The 17400-nt window shown below is 46.3% G+C and carries 17 protein-coding genes; 3 read left to right on the top strand and 14 right to left on the bottom strand.

Annotated features, from left to right (window positions below):
* Nucleotides 1-14: 14 nt before the first annotated feature.
* From SPEA_RS21685 to SPEA_RS21730, 11 genes are all read right to left on the bottom strand, one after another.
* On the bottom strand, nt 15-2870 hold the full coding sequence (locus SPEA_RS21685; protein ID WP_012157321.1) for a formate dehydrogenase subunit alpha: 2856 nt from the start codon (nt 2868-2870) through the stop codon (nt 15-17).
* Between the two features lie 18 nt (nt 2871-2888).
* The gene (locus tag SPEA_RS21690; protein ID WP_012157322.1) at nt 2889-3086 is read right to left on the bottom strand and encodes a twin-arginine translocation signal domain-containing protein; all 198 of its coding nucleotides are present in this window, start codon (nt 3084-3086) and stop codon (nt 2889-2891) included.
* 637 nt (nt 3087-3723) lie between these two features.
* A complete protein-coding gene (locus tag SPEA_RS23465; protein WP_263053337.1) occupies nt 3724-3849 on the bottom strand; it encodes a hypothetical protein in 126 nt (41 codons plus the stop codon).
* A 111-nt stretch (nt 3850-3960) separates the two neighbouring features.
* Nucleotides 3961-4968, bottom strand: a complete 1008-nt coding sequence (locus SPEA_RS21695) for a formate dehydrogenase subunit gamma (protein WP_012157323.1) — start codon at nt 4966-4968, stop codon at nt 3961-3963.
* Nucleotides 4969-5021: 53 nt separating this feature from the next.
* Nucleotides 5022-5609: a formate dehydrogenase FDH3 subunit beta gene (gene fdh3B, locus SPEA_RS21700; RefSeq protein WP_012157324.1), complete on the bottom strand. Its 588-nt coding sequence runs from the start codon at nt 5607-5609 to the stop codon at nt 5022-5024.
* Nucleotides 5610-5635: 26 nt separating this feature from the next.
* On the bottom strand, nt 5636-8485 hold the full coding sequence (locus SPEA_RS21705) for a formate dehydrogenase subunit alpha (RefSeq protein WP_012157325.1): 2850 nt from the start codon (nt 8483-8485) through the stop codon (nt 5636-5638).
* Nucleotides 8486-8500: 15 nt separating this feature from the next.
* The gene (locus SPEA_RS21710; protein ID WP_012157326.1) at nt 8501-8701 is read right to left on the bottom strand and encodes a twin-arginine translocation signal domain-containing protein; all 201 of its coding nucleotides are present in this window, start codon (nt 8699-8701) and stop codon (nt 8501-8503) included.
* Nucleotides 8702-8875: 174 nt separating this feature from the next.
* On the bottom strand, nt 8876-9550 hold the full coding sequence (locus SPEA_RS21715) for a TorD/DmsD family molecular chaperone (RefSeq protein ID WP_012157327.1): 675 nt from the start codon (nt 9548-9550) through the stop codon (nt 8876-8878).
* A gap of 10 nt (nt 9551-9560) precedes the next feature.
* Nucleotides 9561-11240, bottom strand: coding sequence for a 4Fe-4S binding protein (locus SPEA_RS21720; RefSeq protein WP_012157328.1), 1680 nt, complete (start codon nt 11238-11240; stop codon nt 9561-9563).
* Nucleotides 11241-11387: 147 nt separating this feature from the next.
* On the bottom strand, nt 11388-12038 hold the full coding sequence (locus tag SPEA_RS21725; RefSeq protein WP_012157329.1) for a DUF3306 domain-containing protein: 651 nt from the start codon (nt 12036-12038) through the stop codon (nt 11388-11390).
* The gene (locus tag SPEA_RS21730; RefSeq protein WP_012157330.1) at nt 12035-12502 is read right to left on the bottom strand and encodes a DUF3305 domain-containing protein; all 468 of its coding nucleotides are present in this window, start codon (nt 12500-12502) and stop codon (nt 12035-12037) included. Before SPEA_RS21730 ends, SPEA_RS21725 begins: the two co-directional genes overlap by 4 nt.
* Nucleotides 12503-12798: 296 nt before the next feature.
* On the opposite strand from SPEA_RS21730, the gene SPEA_RS21735 reads away from it, so the two are divergent.
* Nucleotides 12799-13629, top strand: coding sequence for a formate dehydrogenase accessory sulfurtransferase FdhD (locus tag SPEA_RS21735; protein WP_223296541.1), 831 nt, complete (start codon nt 12799-12801; stop codon nt 13627-13629).
* 47 nt (nt 13630-13676) lie between these two features.
* Nucleotides 13677-14582 (top strand): substrate-binding domain-containing protein, encoded by a 906-nt coding sequence (locus SPEA_RS21740; protein WP_012157332.1) that lies wholly within the window; start codon nt 13677-13679, stop codon nt 14580-14582.
* Nucleotides 14583-14593: 11 nt separating this feature from the next.
* Here the strand turns inward: SPEA_RS21740 and SPEA_RS21745 are convergent, their stop codons facing one another.
* From SPEA_RS21745 to SPEA_RS21755, 3 genes are all read right to left on the bottom strand, one after another.
* On the bottom strand, nt 14594-14965 hold the full coding sequence (locus tag SPEA_RS21745) for a nuclear transport factor 2 family protein (protein WP_012157333.1): 372 nt from the start codon (nt 14963-14965) through the stop codon (nt 14594-14596).
* A 121-nt stretch (nt 14966-15086) separates the two neighbouring features.
* Nucleotides 15087-16229: a 23S rRNA (adenine(1618)-N(6))-methyltransferase RlmF gene (rlmF, locus tag SPEA_RS21750; protein ID WP_012157334.1), complete on the bottom strand. Its 1143-nt coding sequence runs from the start codon at nt 16227-16229 to the stop codon at nt 15087-15089.
* A gap of 57 nt (nt 16230-16286) precedes the next feature.
* A complete protein-coding gene (locus tag SPEA_RS21755; protein WP_012157335.1) occupies nt 16287-16688 on the bottom strand; it encodes a flagellar basal body-associated protein FliL in 402 nt (133 codons plus the stop codon).
* 151 nt (nt 16689-16839) lie between these two features.
* Between SPEA_RS21755 and SPEA_RS21760 the strand changes: the two genes are divergently transcribed.
* Complete coding sequence (locus tag SPEA_RS21760) at nt 16840-17397, top strand: chorismate--pyruvate lyase family protein (RefSeq protein ID WP_012157336.1); 558 nt, start codon at nt 16840-16842, stop codon at nt 17395-17397.
* Nucleotides 17398-17400 lie beyond the last annotated feature (3 nt).

Raw genomic sequence — 17400 nt, forward strand, 5'->3', positions numbered from 1 at the left:
AGCTAATTCTGCACTTAGGCTTTAGTGATCTGACAAAGCGATGCCTTGGTTTCCTGCATCTGAGTCACAGGATCATAACCATAAGTCAATGCAGTGTTAGCCGATTCACCAATAACGTAAGGGACCGTACCTTCTGGGTAGTTAGCCGCCAAGCTTTCGCCGTGCATCTCACCCGCGAAGTGATAAGGCATCCAAGTGACACCAGGCTTAACGCGTGGGGTGACCATAGCCTTAATCTTAATACGACCACCTTCAGCACCTTCTAGCCATACAGTGTCGCCATCGCGAATGCTGCGATCTGCCGCATCAGCTGGGTTGATCTCAACAAACATCTCTTGTTGAAGTTCAGCCAACCATGGGTTAGAGCGAGATTCTTCACCACCACCCTCGTACTCAACGAGACGACCAGAAGTCAGACCTAGCGGGTATTTAGCTGCCGAGTCTTTATCTTGAATAGTCTTGTAAAGTGTTGGTAGACGGTGCACTTGCATGTCAGCGTATGTTGGGTACTTAGACACAAGATCACGACGTGGCGTGTATAACGGCTCACGGTGAACAGGGACTTCGTCTGGGAAAGTCCAAACTATACAACGTGCCTTAGCGTTACCAAATGGAATACAACCGTGCTTCATTGCCACACGTTGAATACCACCTGAGATATCTGTCTTCCAGTTCTTACCTTCAGCTAGCGCTTTTTCAGCCGCTGTTAGGTCGTCCCACCAGCCGAGTTGCTTAAGCATGTCAGCAGTGAACTCTGGGTAACCATCTTGGATTTCAGCGCCTTTAGAGAAGCTGCCTTCGGCAAGTAGGTTCTTACCTTTATACTCAACACCGTAACGAGCACGGAAGTTACCGCCGCCCTCAAGTACGTGTTTGTTTGTGTTATAAAGGATCTGTGTACCAGGATGCTCTTGCTCTGGCGTGCCCCAACATGGCCAAGGTAGACCGTAAGTGTCACCTTTAGCAGGACCGCCAACAGCTTCAAGCGTCTTGTTGCTGAACGTACCCCAGTTTTGAGTATGTAGCTTCAGACGCTCAGGGCTTTGACCTGTCATACCGATTGTCCACATACCGCGGTTGATTTCGCGAGTCACGTCTTCGATAACAAGAACGTCATTGGCGTCTTTAGCGATACGCTTAGTGTACTCATCAGCAAAACCAAGCTTTTGAGATAGACGGTACATGATCTCAAGATCAGTCTTAGATTCGAATAGAGGCTGGATAACCTGCTCACGCCACTGCTGGCTACGACCAGAGTTTGACACAGAACCTTGAGTTTCGAACTGAGTTGCAGCTGGTAGAAGGTAAACACCATTCTTACGGCGATGCATCACACCCGCCATTGTTGGGAATGGATCCACAACCACGACAGTGTCCATCTGATCGAGTGCATCACGCACGTCGCGCTGACGGGTTTCAGTGTTAACTGATTGACCCCAGAAGAATGCCATGCGAACGCGGTCTTTCTGCGCTAACTTCTCAGGCGTTTCTAGCACACCGTCGTGCCAACGTGAACAAGGAATACCCGGCGTGTTCATTGGAATGCGGCCTAGGTATGAGTTTTGGTCGAAACGAGCCTTAACCCAATCGTAGTCCAAGTCCCAAACGTTACACCAGTGCTTCCAAGAACCCGTCTTAAGACCGTAGTAGCCTGGTAGAGTATCGAACAGTAGACCTAAGTCAGTTGCGCCCTGTACGTTATCGTGACCACGGAAAATGTTAGTACCGCCACCAGACACACCCATGTTACCTAGGGCTAGCTGAAGGATACAGTATGCACGAGTGTTAGCGTTACCCACGTGATGCTGAGTACCACCCATACACCAAACAACAGTACCTGGACGGTTGTCTGCCATTAGCTTAGCGGCTTGGTAAACTTCTTCTTCGCTACAACCTGTGATGTTCTCAACTTCTTTAGGTGGGAACTTCTTCACTTCCTCACGGATGGTGTCCATTTCGAATACGCGTTGCTCGATAAATGTCTTATCTTCCCAACCGTTTTCAAAGATGTGCCAAAGCATACCGTAGATGAATGGAATATCTGTACCTGGACGCAGGCCGCAATGAAGATCTGCGTGAGCAGCTGTGCGAGAGAAACGTGGATCAACTACGATGATCTTAGCGTTATTCTTCTCTTTCGCGATCAAGATATGCTGCATGGCAACAGGATGCGCTTCAGCCGGGTTTGAGCCGATGAAGAAAATTGCGTTTGCATTCTGGATATCGTTGAAAGAGTTAGTTTGCGCACCATAACCCCAAGTGTTTGCAACACCGGCTACAGTGGTAGAGTGACAAATACGTGCAGAGTGGTCGACGTTGTTCGTACCCCACATTGCCGCAAATTTACGATACATGTAGCAGCCTTCGTTCGAGAACTTAGCACTACCCATGAAGTAAACTGAGTCAGGACCAGATTCTTTGCGAATGGTCTGCATTTGGTCGCCAACTTCGTTGAAAGCTTGCTCCCAAGATAGTTTCTTCCACTTGCCATCAACAAGCTTCATTGGGTACTTAAGACGCTTCTCACCGTGACCGTGTTCACGTAGTGCAGCACCTTTAGCACAGTGACCGCCCGCGTTGAATGGGTGATCGAAAGCTGGCTCTTGACCTGTCCACACGCCGTTTTGTACTTCAGCGTAAAGACCACAACCTACCGCACACGCACTACATACAGTACGTTTGATTTCAGTTGGCGCATCATGTGGGATATCTTTGGCTTCTGCACGACGCATCATGCCTGTACCCAACAAAGAAGCTGCCGCAATACCACCAGATGTGATACCTGCATGCTTCATAAATTGACGACGACTAAGACCTAGAGTTTTTTTCTCTACACTTGGTGCCGCATTGGATTTGCGAGTTAACTTCATCGCTTAAATTCTCCTAAACTAGCCGCGTAAGCTATTGTAATAACTGCGGATATGTGCAGTTTCATGATAGCCATTGTCATTCTTTGAACTGACTTTAGTTTCACTTGCTTGAGCTACACTTACGCCAGTTGCGGCGATAGCGACACTTGCAGTGCCACCAATGGTCAGTGCTTTCAGCAAAGATCTGCGGTTCAGATCAGGCTGTTTCTTGTTCATTTTTACTCCTGGTAGAAAGGAATACTCTGGTTATTAAATCTTAAGATGAATCTAATAATGCTAACGTTCACAATACGAATCAGGCAGTTGTTAAACCTATGATCAACAATGTAAAACTTGTTTACTTATTAGAGGTGTCCAACAAATTTACAGGGGTAATATAAAGAAAGTTAGCTTAAGAAAAATTGATCTGAGTTAGGTTAAATTTGGACTATTGGGAGGGAACTGGCCAAAGTGTTAACTAGCGCATATTTAAAACCGAAAAAACTGTGTAGTAAATCAAAATAGCACAGACAGCTATACAACTGATTGCAGCTGGAAGTTTAACAAATACAAAACATTAAAGGATTCGCTTATATAAATGCTAATTATTAACATTTGCCCACCAGCAAGAATGTTTTTTATGCTAAATGACTCATCAACTCATCACTGGCTCATATTCGCATCGAAATAGGCAATACAGATTTGCTACCAAAAAACAACACTCGTAATAATACCAATCAGTATAAGAAGTTGATCTACTCAGAGCGTTTTTTGGCAAACTAATTCAAGATGAATAACTGAAAGAATGGTTATTCCCTTGTGAAGTTGTTCAACGAAGAAGTAGGCAGCCAAAAACGCTCCAGAATGGCGAGTTTTAGCGACTCTGATACTGCGTTAACAAGCTTGAACGTAGAATAACTATGCTCTTCACTCGCTGCCTTGTCTCAGTGCCGCTAAACTCTCGCTGAGCGATCAAATCTTTATACTGATTGGTATACATTGCACTATCCACCCATTCCTAATATGGCTGCAGCTAATATAACAAGTTGAAAACCAACAAAAACAAAAATGCCCCGACTGAGTCGAGGCATTTTTACTGATAACTAAAGCGCTAGTCTTTATAAACTATGCTATTGCTATCTTTCAGTTCGTCGTACCAAAGGTTGTGATGCTGGACAGCCCAGTTCTCATCACAATAACCCGACACCATACACTCCATACCACCTTCACTTAATACCGTTGCCATCCAAATATGGACGATAGTAAATGCAATAATGATAATCGCGCTTATGGAATGGATTAACAGCGCGGCCATAGAGGCTTCACGTGGCAGATCTAGGCCCGGCAATACCAGCATTAACCCTGATGCGGCAATAAAAAGGCCGAATAAGGTTAACGTCCAGAACCACATTTTCTCACCGGCGTTAGCAAATCCACTATCAGGATGCTTACCTTTAAATGGTCCAAAGTTGATGTAACCACCAACCACTAAAAACCACTTTAAGTCATACATCTTGAAGGTTTGCATCGGCATCCACTTCACAACACACAAGATCCAAGACACGATAAATATCGGCCCAACCCAATCATGTATGGTCTTGCTACCATAAATCAGCCCGGCCCATAGACCCTCGCCAACATAGGGTTGCAATACGTGTTTGCCCAGCATGATATTGAGTCCTGTGAATATCAGCGCCAAACAAGATGTCGCTAATACCCAGTGGATCCACAAATCTGCTTTAGACCAACGTAGAACCATTTTTCCAGAAAAGCCCTTACTCAATTTAGAGGGACCATTCACTAGGTAGAAAAATAGGAACGCTGCAAATACGCCAACAACTGTAATACCCATCACAGGGGTTAAATACTCGTTGCGAACAATTTTGCCTTCGTTGCCAATTACATTGATTAGCACACCAGTCTCGATGCCTTTTGCCACGGTGTAACCTGAGTCACCCGCCTTAACCGCGCGCCAAAGATCGGCGTCGTTGGTTGCAGCTTGTTGTTGGCTAGTTTGATCATCCGCAGCCATTGCCGAAGCGCTAAGTCCCAACCCCATTGAAAGCATCAATGGAATAACTAGCAATGCAAACAGGCTGCGCAGTGATTTCATAAACATACTCACTCCTTTATCGGGCTACAGACCAAAGTCCGTAGCCCTATTCAGCCAGACTAGCCAGTTGTAGGGGTGTAACCCCAGATAGCACCAGGTGCACCACGTGCAGCAGAGCGTTCACGGAAGATATTAGAAACAACCTCCGCATCGCCTGCTAACAGTGCTTTAGTCGCACAAAGCTCTGCACACATAGGTAGCTTACCTTCGGCAATACGGTTTGCACCGTAAAGCTTACGCTCAGCTTCTGAGAAATCAGGCTCTGGGCCACCGGCACAGAAAGTACACTTATCCATCTTACCGCGACTACCAAAAGCATTCTTCTGAGGGAACTGAGGCGCTCCGAAAGGACAAGCATAGAAGCAGTAACCACAACCGATACAAGTTTCTTTGTTGTGTAAGACGATGCCGTCTTCGGTACGGTAGAAACAATCTGCCGGACAAACGGCCATACAAGGTGCATCGGTACAGTGCATACACGCTACCGAGATTGACGCTTCACCTGGCTCACCATCATTAAGTGTAACCACGCGACGACGCTGGATCCCCCAGCCAATGGCTGAGGCGTTTTCATTTTTACATGCTGTGACGCAACCGTTACACTCGATGCAGCGCTTGGTGTCACATAAGAATTTCATGACTGCCATAATGGCTTATCTCCTCATCAAGTTAATTAGGCTTTGCTGACCTGACACAAGCTCACTTTCGTCTCTTGCATCTGAGTCACAACATCATAACCATAGGTCATTACTGTGTTGGCAGCTTCGCCAATTACGTAAGGAACCGTACCTTCTGGGTAGTTCTTCTCTAGGCTCTTGCCTTCGAATACACCCGCAAAGTGATATGGCATGAAACATTCGCCTGGCACAACTCGTGGAATGACCATAGCCTTAACGGTGATTTTCGCACCCTCTGGACTATGTACGAACACATCATCACCATCACGAATACCACGATCGGCAGCATCTGCTGGATTGATCTCGATAAACATCTCTTGCTGAAGTTCTGCAAGCCATGGGTTAGAACGTGTTTCTTCACCACCACCTTCGTACTCAACCAAACGGCCAGTTGTGATGATTAATGGGAAACCTTTACTGAAATCCTGCTCCTGAATCGACTTATACAGGGTAGGAAGACGAGCAACCATACGGTCTTCGTATGTTGGGTACTTAGCAACCAAGTCACGACGTGGCGTATAAAGTGGCTCACGGTGCAGAGGAATATCATCTGGGAAGTTCCAAACAATACAACGCGCTTTCGCATTACCGTAAGGAATACAGCCATGCTTAATGGCTACACGCTGAATACCACCAGAGATATCTGTCTTCCAGTTCTTGCCTTCTGCATGTACTTTCTCTTCAGCAGTTAGGTCGTCCCACCAGCCAAGTTGCTTAAGCATTTTGTCGGTAAACTCAGGATAACCATCTTTAATTTCACTGCCCTTAGAGTAAGAGCCTTCAGCTAAGATGTTCACGCCATTATGCTCAACACCATAACGAGCACGGAAGTTACCGCCACCGTTTTTAACTTCACGACCTGTGCGATACAAGATCTGTGAACCTGGGTGCTTCATCTCAGGCGTACCCCAACATGGCCAAGGTAAACCGTAAGTTTCACCTTTAGCTGGACCACCTGGTGCCTCAAGAGATTTAATATCGAATGTGCCCCAGTTTTCTTGGTGCATCTTCAGACGTTCAGGGCTTTGACCTGTGTAACCAATGGTCCACATACCCTTGTTAAATTCGCGAGTCATATCTTCAATCAACGGCTCATCACCATTCACCTTGATATGTTTGCAGAACTCTTTCTCGATACCCCATTTCTTGGCAAGCTTATACATGACCACATGGTCAGGCTTAGACTCGAATAGCGGTTCGATGACCTTGGTACGCCACTGAAGTGAACGGTTTGAAGCCGATACTGAACCGTAGGTTTCAAACTGAGTACATGCCGGTAGCAAGTACACGCCATCGGTGCGCTCATGCATGACACCAGCCATTGTTGGGAATGGATCCACAACCACTACTGTTTTCATCTTGTTCAGTGCTTCACGCACTTCACGACCACGAGTTTCAGTGTTAACCGATTGGCCCCAGAAGAATGCCATGTGAATATTATCTTTCTGAGCAATCTTAGACTTATCTTCGAGTACACCATCATGCCAACGTGAACATGGGATACCTGTTGAGGTCATTGGATCTTGGCCTAGATGTGGCTGTTGATCAAAGCGGCTCTTAACCCACTCATAATCTAAGTCCCACACATTACACCAGTGCTTCCAAGAACCCGTCTTAAGACCGTAGTAACCCGGTAGGGTATCGAACAGAAGACCGAAGTCGGTTGCGCCCTGTACGTTATCGTGGCCGCGGAAGATGTTAGTACCACCTCCTGACACGCCCATGTTACCAAGGGCAAGCTGAAGGATACAGTAGGCACGAGTGTTAGCGTTACCCACGTGGTGCTGAGTACCACCCATACACCAAACAACGGTACCCGGCTTAGTCTCTGCGAGTAGCTTAGCTACGCGGTACATCTGCTCTTTAGTCGCGCCGACAATATTTTCAACTTCTGCAGGGTTGTACTTCTTAGCCTCTGCACGGATACGCTCCATGCCGTAAACACGCTGATCGATAAAGGTTTGATCTTCCCAGCCGTTTTCGAAGATGTGCCATAGCAGACCATAAATGAAAGGAATATCCGTACCAGGACGAATATGCACGAACTCGTCAGACTTAGCTGCAGTTCGGGTGAAACGAGGGTCGACAACGATAATTTTCGCGCCGCGCTCTTTACCTTCCAAGATATGTTGCATAGCAACAGGGTGAGCTTCACAAGGGTTAGAACCGATAAACATCATCGCCTTAGCGTTGCGAATATCGTTGAACGAGTTGGTTTGCGCACCATAGCCCCAAGTGTTTGCAACACCGGCTACAGTGGTAGAGTGACAAATACGTGCAGAGTGGTCGACGTTGTTCGTTCCCCACATTGCCGCAAATTTGCGGTACATATAAGCTTGTTCGTTTGAGAACTTTGCACTACCCATGAAGAATACTGAGTCTGGACCCGATTCTTTACGAATATCTAGTGCTTGTTGGCCAACTTCTTCAATCGCTTGATCCCATGATAGACGCTTCCACTTACCGCCTTCTAACTTCATTGGATACTTAAGACGCTTTTCACCGTGTCCATGTTCACGTAATGCTGCACCTTTGGCACAGTGTCCGCCTGCGTTAAATGGGTGATCAAATGCAGGTTCCTGGCCTGTCCATACGCCGTTTTGAACTTCAGCATAAACGCCGCAGCCTACAGAACAGTGAGAACAGATGGTACGTTTGGTTTCGGTGGGGGTGTCGTGGGGAATATCTTTAGCTTCTGCCTTGCGCATCATTCCTGCGCCTAGCATTGATGCCGCTGCAATACCGCCTGTCGCGAGGCTCGCGGACTTGAGGAATTGGCGACGGTTTAAACCTAAGACTGCCTTGTTGCTTGTAGCAGCTTGGTCTGTTTTGCGGGTTAATCGCATCACACTCTCCTTTAATTATTTACTGCGCAATGTGTCGTAATAACTACGAACATGGTCAGACTCTTGGTAACCGCTGCCTTTTTTCGCTTTAGGTGCGATTTCTGGCTGTGCGGCAAGAGCTTGTCCACTTGCAGTTGCAACTGCGCCAGCCGCACCGCCGATAGCCAATGCCTTAAGCAGTTGACGACGGCCCATGTCGGAAGCTTGCTTCTTCATAGTGTCTCCTTAGATTTACTGAAATTAAGATAGGAAGTTACTGTGAACTTCTCTATCCAGTTCTTGTTGGGCTCTTGTTGAGAAGAATCCCATTTTTTGTCTATGTCAGCTCAGGCGATAGCAGTTAACTACGAGCACTGAACTGACATAAATCCAAACCTCTACCAATAGCGCTTAAGACGCTAACTCGTTGGTAGCAGGCTCAATCTTTTCTGACGCTTCCGCTTCACTGCCAGGGCAGTTAACAGGAATGTCTAGACTCAATTGCTCAAACTCTCTCGCTTCGATAACGAAAAACGCCTTAGCCAATTGAGCGACTGTGGCATAGAAGGCGGCGCTTGGCGCCTTAGCTAAATTGTCACAGAAGCGTTCAATCCAGCTACCCATGTGGCGCTGGTAGAAGGCAAGCTGACGGTAACCTGGAGCTTCTAAAATCAAAGTGCCCATTACTTCACATAGTGCAGCCACGTGATCTTCAGGCTCTTTCACATCTTCTTCACGCTCAAAACCTAACTGCATTAGGTCGTTACGTAATAAGGCTAATGGCTTGTCCATCAAAGAACCTGTCATAAACCAGCTGCCGTAAGGCAGGATTTCGCCACAGCCTACGCCAAGGAACACGTTGAAATACTCATCTTCAAGCTGTTCTTCGCTAAATTGCTGTGCGGCTAATTTAAGTCCAACCCAAGCTTTAGTCATGTCGCTGTCGTCGTCAGCATCAATTTCTAAGCCCGATAAGAACGCAAGCAACTCTGGGCTTGGTTGGCGACGTAATAACGCAGCTAACAACTGATAAATATCGGCTCTTAACTGATCGTTTTCTGAAACTTCTCTTACTAATTCGGTCATGGTTAAACTCTTATCGCAGTTGCTTTTCAGGATCTTGAAGAATGTCTTCAAACATGTCTTTAACTCGACAGTCACCACACATCTTTAGACGCTCTGTGTTGGCACTGAAGGCACTGTGGGTTCCAACCACATCTAACATCCGTTTCACCATGGATTGCGTTGCGAACGGAGTGCCGCAAGTAATGCATTCGAACGGGGCTTCCTCATGCAGGGTTTGACGCTCCTGACGCGCAGCTTTGTCGAAATTAACCTGAGGCGTTAAGCTGATGACTTTCTCAGGACAAGCTGTTTCACATAATCCACACTGCACACAATCTTGCTCAACAAAGTGCAATGCAGGACGGTCACCACCGTCTGTTAATGCCATTGTTGGACAGGTCGCCACACAAGACATACACAAGGTACAGTTCTCTGTGTTAACGCTGACTTGACCGTATGGGATATTGCTTTGAGATAAACAGGTATCAACCGATGCAGCTTGCTCATTAAGATGATCGATTGCGTTGTAAATCGTTTCACGCTTGGTTGTGGCTGCAAATTCAGCAGGCACAATCACAGGCCAGCTAGCGCTTGTATTAAGTAGCTCAGATAGCTCGCTAGCACCCGCTTCATTCAAATGCGCTTCGGTGATGAGGCTAATGCGTTGTGGCTGGCCCATTTCATCAAGAATATCGTTGGCTAATGAAAGCTCACCGTTAAGCATCTGGGTTAATGTTGGTGCAGTCACATCAGTTTGCAAAACCAAAATTTGGCGCGCGCCCCATGCTAGAGCCGAGAACCAATGATCCATACTAGCAACGGTGATCTCTTCCATTTCGATTGGAATGATGTCACCCGCTAACGTTTCGGTCACCAACTGTGCGCCTTTGCCCATATCATGGAAAAGGATTACCGGTGCGACCTGCGCTTGAGCACGGAACTTAGTCACTAGCTTTTGCAGATAAGTATGCATAGCTTGCGGCGTTGGCAAGTCATAGCTAATCGCGCCAGTTGGACACGCATTAGTACAGCTACCTGCGCCATGACAAAGGTATGGGTCAATTTCGATCTTCTTCGCGACGCTAGAAATCGCATCAGCTGGGCAGAAGTTTAAGCAACGCGTACAGCCTTCATTACCATTACGGTTATGGGCACAGATATCGCTGTTAATTTTAACGTAACGAGGCTTATCAAATGAGCCTATAAGATCTGGTAACTGTTCAAGCGCATCTTCAAGCTTAGCTTGGTCTTGACCCACGTAGAAATAGCCTGGAGGCAACATTTCTAGGTTGATACAAGGGCTCATACTCAAATCAAGGATCAAGTCGAAATGTGCTTTACGGATTGCCACCGTACTTAAATCAGCGTTACCGTTGTCGTGCTCAACCTTGACTTGGAATTGGCCTAAGAAACCTTTGATTTCGACTAGCTTGTTGTAATAACTTTCTACGTTTTCAGCAGCGTTCATTACTTTTTCAAGGTGGGCTTCATCTTGGCTGGTAATAGGCTCATTTGCCAGAATGGCACACTTACCCATAGTCGATAACTTATCAGCCGCTAAGCGAGCCAAATCTTCTGGCCCGATAACGAGGACGTTACCCTCGGTGGTGTAACTTACGGTCGGTGGGATCAGGTTTTGAATGACCTGAGTCCCAGCAAGGACCTTCTGTCGAATCTCTTTGAGTCCAACTTGTGCTTCACTATTGCTCACATTGCGTTCCTGAACAGTTCTTTGGCTGTTTCTGTATATGAGTGTTGCCGTTTTTTATATGCCTATAATTGGCACCAGCTTTTATTACTCACTATTACAGCAATTCACATACCAAATTTGTGGAATTAAAAACACTCTATAGTGACGTTAAACAACTTTGTTTGTGGTAGCGTCACTGCTTTCTGGTTCATTTTGGGGTAAGTCATCTTGATGAGCGTCCAAAATGTCCGATATTGGTTCGGCATCATTTAAAGATTCATTTTGAACTGATTTTTCAGCCGCGATCATCTCATCTGATGCAGCTTCCAATTCATCTTGCTCTTCATTCACATCGTCTTCATCTTTAACCATGTGACGGAAGACTTTCTTAGCGAGTTCCGCCGACACATCAGGTGTTAATAGTGGCTGATTACTGTAATCCAATGCATATTCAAGCAAGCCATCTATCTCACTATAGTGAGGTTGCTTCCAGAGCGCTTTTAATGCTGCAGATTTAGCGGCCGGATCGACATTAGCGCCCATAAAACTAGCAAAACTGCCACCAACCTCAATTTTTTCAGGGTCAGGAAGATCTTCTGCCGTTAATATCTTGTCTGTGGGCTCTTCAGCTACAGCATCATCGTTAACTGACGGTGTGGCTTGCTCTGTTGTTGCTTCAGTTGCAGCTTTTTGTTGTGCAGCAAGCGCCTGCTCTTCAGCTAGTTTTTGTGCCGCAGCTTCTTCTGCCGCCACATTGGCTTCGCCTTCAGCCTCAACTTGTTGCTTACGCAGATTCCAGCGAGATAGAAAACCACTCATAGTCGTTCTGCCGTATGATCAGTGCTTGGGCCTTCATTCTTACGACGATTAACATGCTTACGACGATGGGCACAAATCTCTACTTCACCATGGCGAGTAATAAAGGCTTCAATCCAACAAGCGATCGCCTTAGGCATTGGGATATTGAGTACTGGGGTATCGGCTTCTAGACAGCCTGCTGCGACATTTTGATCTGCAGAAATAGCGACCGGTTTCCATTCACCGTCTTCCGTTTCGTCACAGACGATATAAAGCATGGCATTATCCATATCAATATTGATGCGATAGCTGCCACGCTCATCTTTGTGTAGTTCAAGTAGGATTAGGTTGGCACCCTCAGGTGCGGCGTGGGTAGCAGGAAGCATCTGGTCGACTTCCCACTGTACTGAGGTCCATCTTCCGACTTGTTTCTCAATTTTCTTAAGAGAAACGTACATTGGCCATTGGCTTTCGGTATGTTGCATTCAGTCTCCGTCTTGCCTGAGGTGGCTGCCAATATGGCAGGCCCACAAAATAAATACTCCCTTTAACAAAGCAATTAGTGTGCCACACAGTATCAATTAAATAGTTTGAACTAGATCAACTATTCCAAGCAAAGACTAGGACATTTTGTCCAAATAGCAATTAACGATAGGACATAAAAGGGCGACCCACCCGCAATAAGTGTGATCGACCACTAACTTTAACACCCTATTCAATTAGGTATAGATATTGCTTAGTAGTCAGCGTATTGATTCCCTTTTAACTGATGATGACCCATATGACTGCAAACAAAAGCAATCCAACGTTAATCAAAACCAGCACCGACGTCCCCCTTACGATTGCTGTCACCGCAATAAATGAGAATGGCGAGAAAGTGGATAAGTTCATTGCTTGCGAACGCCCTCTCACCGTCTACCTTAACTGGCAGCCTATTGTGACCTTGATGACACTGGGTGCTCGAGCAGAAGCGTTATCGTTGGGATACCTTAAAAACCAAGGTTTTATATCTGACATCAACAAGTTAGAGTCTGTGATTGTCGACTGGGATGTAAATTCAGCCGCTATTCTGACCAGTGAAAAAATCGAAAATTTAGACGAAAAACTGTCTGAAAAAACCGTTACAACTGGCTGTGGTCAAGGTACGGTTTACGGTGACTTTATGACTGGGCTCGACGATATCGATTTACCGACCCCGCAGCTAAAGCAAAGCATGATCTATAGCTTGCTAAAGAATATCAGCGCCTACAATGAAACCTATAAAAATGCCGGTGCAGTGCACGGCTGTGGCTTATGCCGTCAAGATCAAATTTTTGGTTTTGTTGAAGATGTGGGTCGTCACAATGCAGTCGATACTTTAGCAGGTGAAATGTGGCTTAACCAAGATAGCGGTAACGACAAGCTGTTTTACACTACAGGGCGCTTAACTTCTGAGATGGTTATTAAGGTCGCTAAAATGGGGATCCCAGTCGTACTGTCGCGCAGTGGTGCCACCCAGATGGGACTAGAGCTTGCACAAAAGCTCGGAATAACCATGATAGCCCGTGCTAAAGGTCGCCACTTCTTAATTTATAACGGTGCTGAGAATATTGAATTTGATGCACTTTCTTAAATCAATCGACCTGAAAACAACCATAAATTGCGTGACAAGGATAAAAAATGACCGAGCCGACTGAGCTGATCTATATGAGTGCCAAACAGGTATCCGAGTACCTAGATCTCAATGAGAAGAAAGTCTACTCAATGGCCAATGACCGTATTCTTCCAGCGACTAAAATCACGGGTAAATGGCTGTTCCCAAAGATTTTGATCGACAGGTGGGTAATGGACTCCTGCCATAGCGGCATGCTGTCTGACCGTATGCATATCACCGGAAGTGATGATCCTCTATTATCTATGCTTGTGGCGAGAATGATGTCACAGGTGGGTAAGAGCGAGCTTATCAGCTATAGCTCAACGGGCTCTAGACTGGGGCTAGACTTGCTGTCTCGTGGCTACGCCGACGTATGTACATTGCACTGGGGTAGCGTTGAAGAACGCAGCGTTCGTCATCCAGCATTATTGCAGGGGTATGCCAATCACCAGCAGTGGGTAATGGTGCACGGTTATACCCGTAAACAAGGCTTGATGATGCGCCCTGATATGCATCATCGCTGCCAAGAGTTGGACAAAGTGTCTCAACAGTCTTGGCGCTGGGTAGCTCGCCAAGCTGGTGCGGGTAGCCAGCAACACCTTGAGCAGTGGTTAATGAAGCAAGGCGCCTCTTTCGAAGAGCTTAACTCAAATATTGTTGCCCAGAGTGAACGCGAACTCGCAGGCTACATTGCTCGCAACAATGCCGATATCGGCTTTGGCTGTCAGTCTGTGGCACTCGAGAGCGGCCTAAGTTTTGTGCCACTGGTTACCGAGTCTTTTGATTTCGTTATGCCGCAGGGGATCTACTTTAGACGCCAGCTACAAAGGCTGTTTAACCTGCTAGCCGAGCCACAAACTCAGCAGCTCGCAGCAACCTTAGGCGGTTATGATTTAACTGACTGTGGCAAGCTACTGTGGAATGGTCAGTAACAGCTTAAACGCTAAAAAGGCTTACACTGAGTGCCTTGGTGAAACACTATTTGCCAACTCTCTCGGTGTTTTCTCCAGATAGAGCTGCGTATTGAAAAGCCGATGACATTGTCATCGGCTTTTTTTAATTTTGCGCGGTAGGTAATCTGACAAACATCTGCCGATAGTTCTCTCACAGTAAACAGACTCGCTTCTATGTGAGGCTGTCGCTCATCGGGCAGCCTCGCCAACACCTCATCTTTGCCAAATTGGTGGCCAGTGGCCGCAAACTCAAGAAAGTCATCACCGATAAGACGCTCAAGCTCGGTACGAGAAGCCCGCACCTCTGGTTTTTGTAGATAGAGTTCTAGCTCAACGAGTAAGTTATCTAGTTTGAAATTCACAAAAGCATCCAAGAAACCCAATATAATTACATCTTTTGAGTCTAGGATAAGTTTTTAAACTTTTGAAATCACATGAGTAGTTATTTCGCTTCCATTCTAACGACAAGCGTCTAAAACTCAATTATTGGGCATCTCGATACTGCACCCAAAGCTCTCGCTGCTCAGGTTTAAGAAAGGTCCAAGCCAACACTCGAGTAATTTTATTGCCCTGGTGCATCTCTATCTCTTTCACCTCTTCAGCTTTTATCTTGGCCAATAAGGCCTTTGCCGGGTTAAGGTTTTCCTTTTTAGACACTAAGGTAGTGAACCATAAACACTGGCTTGCAAAGTCATGACTCTCTTCGATCATAGTCCGTAAAAATTGCAACTCGCCTCCCTCACACCACAACTCGGCTTTCTGGCCGCCAAAGTTAAGCACGCCATGGTTTTTATCTGTGGCAGGCTTCACTTTCCCAGAGGGCTGAACTTGAGGTGACATAACCTGAGATGATTTGGCTCGATTGGCAGCAAGATTTTTAAGTTTTCGCGCAGTGCCCTCACTTGCCTCGGCTAAGGAAGCATGAAATGGTGGGTTGCATAGGGTCAGGTCGAAGCGCTCATTTGCCTCAATTACCCCATGAAATACGTGTTTAGAGTCAGCTTGCAGCCTAGAGCTAAACTTATTAGCAATATCGGAATTGCCGGCAAAAATCTGCTGTGCATTAGCAATCGAGAGCGGGTCGACATCGCTGCCAACAAAGTCCCAACCATAGGATTGAATACCTAGTAGCGGATAGATAACATTCGCTCCGGTACCGATATCTAATACTCGAACTTTCGGGCCTTTAGGAATGCGCTTCTTACTCGACTTTTTAACCGCCAGCAGATCGGCCACATGATGGATATAGTCGGCCCGTCCAGGGATAGGCGGACATAGAAAGCCATCGGGAATATCCCAATGGCCAACGCCATAGTGAAACTTTAGCAACGCCGCATTTAGCATTTTAACCGCTACAGGATCGGCGAAGTCTATCGACAAATTGCCATAGGGGTTAGGCTTCACAAAAGCCTTAAGTTTCGGAAATGCCGTCACCAACGCGGCAAAATCATAGCCATTGTTGTGGGCATTTCGTGGGTGCAGCGCCTTACTCTTTTGGAGCTTGGCTGTCGCAGTAGGCTTGCTCACCTTTTTCTGTAAACTCGATTTTGAAACGACTTGTCGTTGAGGTGCCGAAGACTTGCCAGCCTTGCGCTCTTGAGTGGTAGATTTAGTTTTATGACTCATGTTTTAACGCGCTAGCACCTGTAAAAGAGCAAACATTACTGACGTTTGCATTGAAAATTAATCGTATAGATATTTGGTGAAAAGTAAGTTCACCACCAAAGGCTCACCTGTTTCTTGCTCTAAAAGCTGATTCACTTTTTCATAGCACTGACGACGGATCTCTTCTTTTCCGGTTAATGACTTCACCTTATCTTCGGTCTGGTTACCTAAAATCTCGACGATTGCCGCCCTTAACAGCGGGTCATGTCGCTCCAGACTCACTAACTGTTCAGGCTTTTTAACCATCAGCTCGACACTGAGTCTGACATAGCCAAGTTTCTTTCGATTAGAGATATAGTTGGTCACAATCTCAGGTTCGAAACCATAATAAGCATACTCTTCCAATGGCTTATTATCTGCAGCAAACGTGCTAAAACTACTGCATAGCACTAAAAATAATACTGCGATTAGTTTATTCATCTTCAAACTTACTCCCTAGTCGATAATCGATGAGATAGACTCCCAATTTACATTGTCACGTCAGCATTCTAAGTAGACAATCTCTACCTGCGTCGACAGCGGCGTGCTAGACTGCTTCGGTTTGCTGTATTGTACCGAGAATTAGACGACTATGACTAGGTTAAGCTTCCCTTATGGTGAATCAATCGAATGGTTTTCGCCAGAACAAATCTCCAATTTACCTGCGCCACCTCTTAAGGACTGGCTGCTCAGCACATGTAGCTTAACCCAAAAGCTAAAGAAGCAATGCGCTCACTTTGAAGTAAAAATTCTTGGAGAAGATACCCTCTCTTTGCAACCTGAAGACTCATTTGGCAGTGAAACTATCTGGGTTAGAGAGGTCTTACTCATTCTAGATGGCACCCCATGGATCTTCGCCAGAACCTTGATCCCTGGGCGTCTGCTAGAAAAGAAGCAGCAGGAGTTTTTAGGTTTAGGCGTTAGGCCCTTGGGCGAACTACTCTATTCGACCGATGCGTTTATTCCCGGGCGAATCGAAGTGGCCCATTTTGAAGCCTGTTGTAAGATAGCTAAACTTGCCGAATCGCTGCAACAAGACGTGACCCAACCGCTATGGGGACGTCGTCGCTATTTCCAGTATGACAACGAGCAATTAATCGTCAGCGAAGTATTTCTGCCCGCCGCTCAGCAAGCCATTGCCAAGCTATAAACA

The organism is Shewanella pealeana ATCC 700345, assembly GCF_000018285.1.
In the GTDB taxonomy this organism is placed as follows: domain Bacteria; phylum Pseudomonadota; class Gammaproteobacteria; order Enterobacterales; family Shewanellaceae; genus Shewanella; species Shewanella pealeana.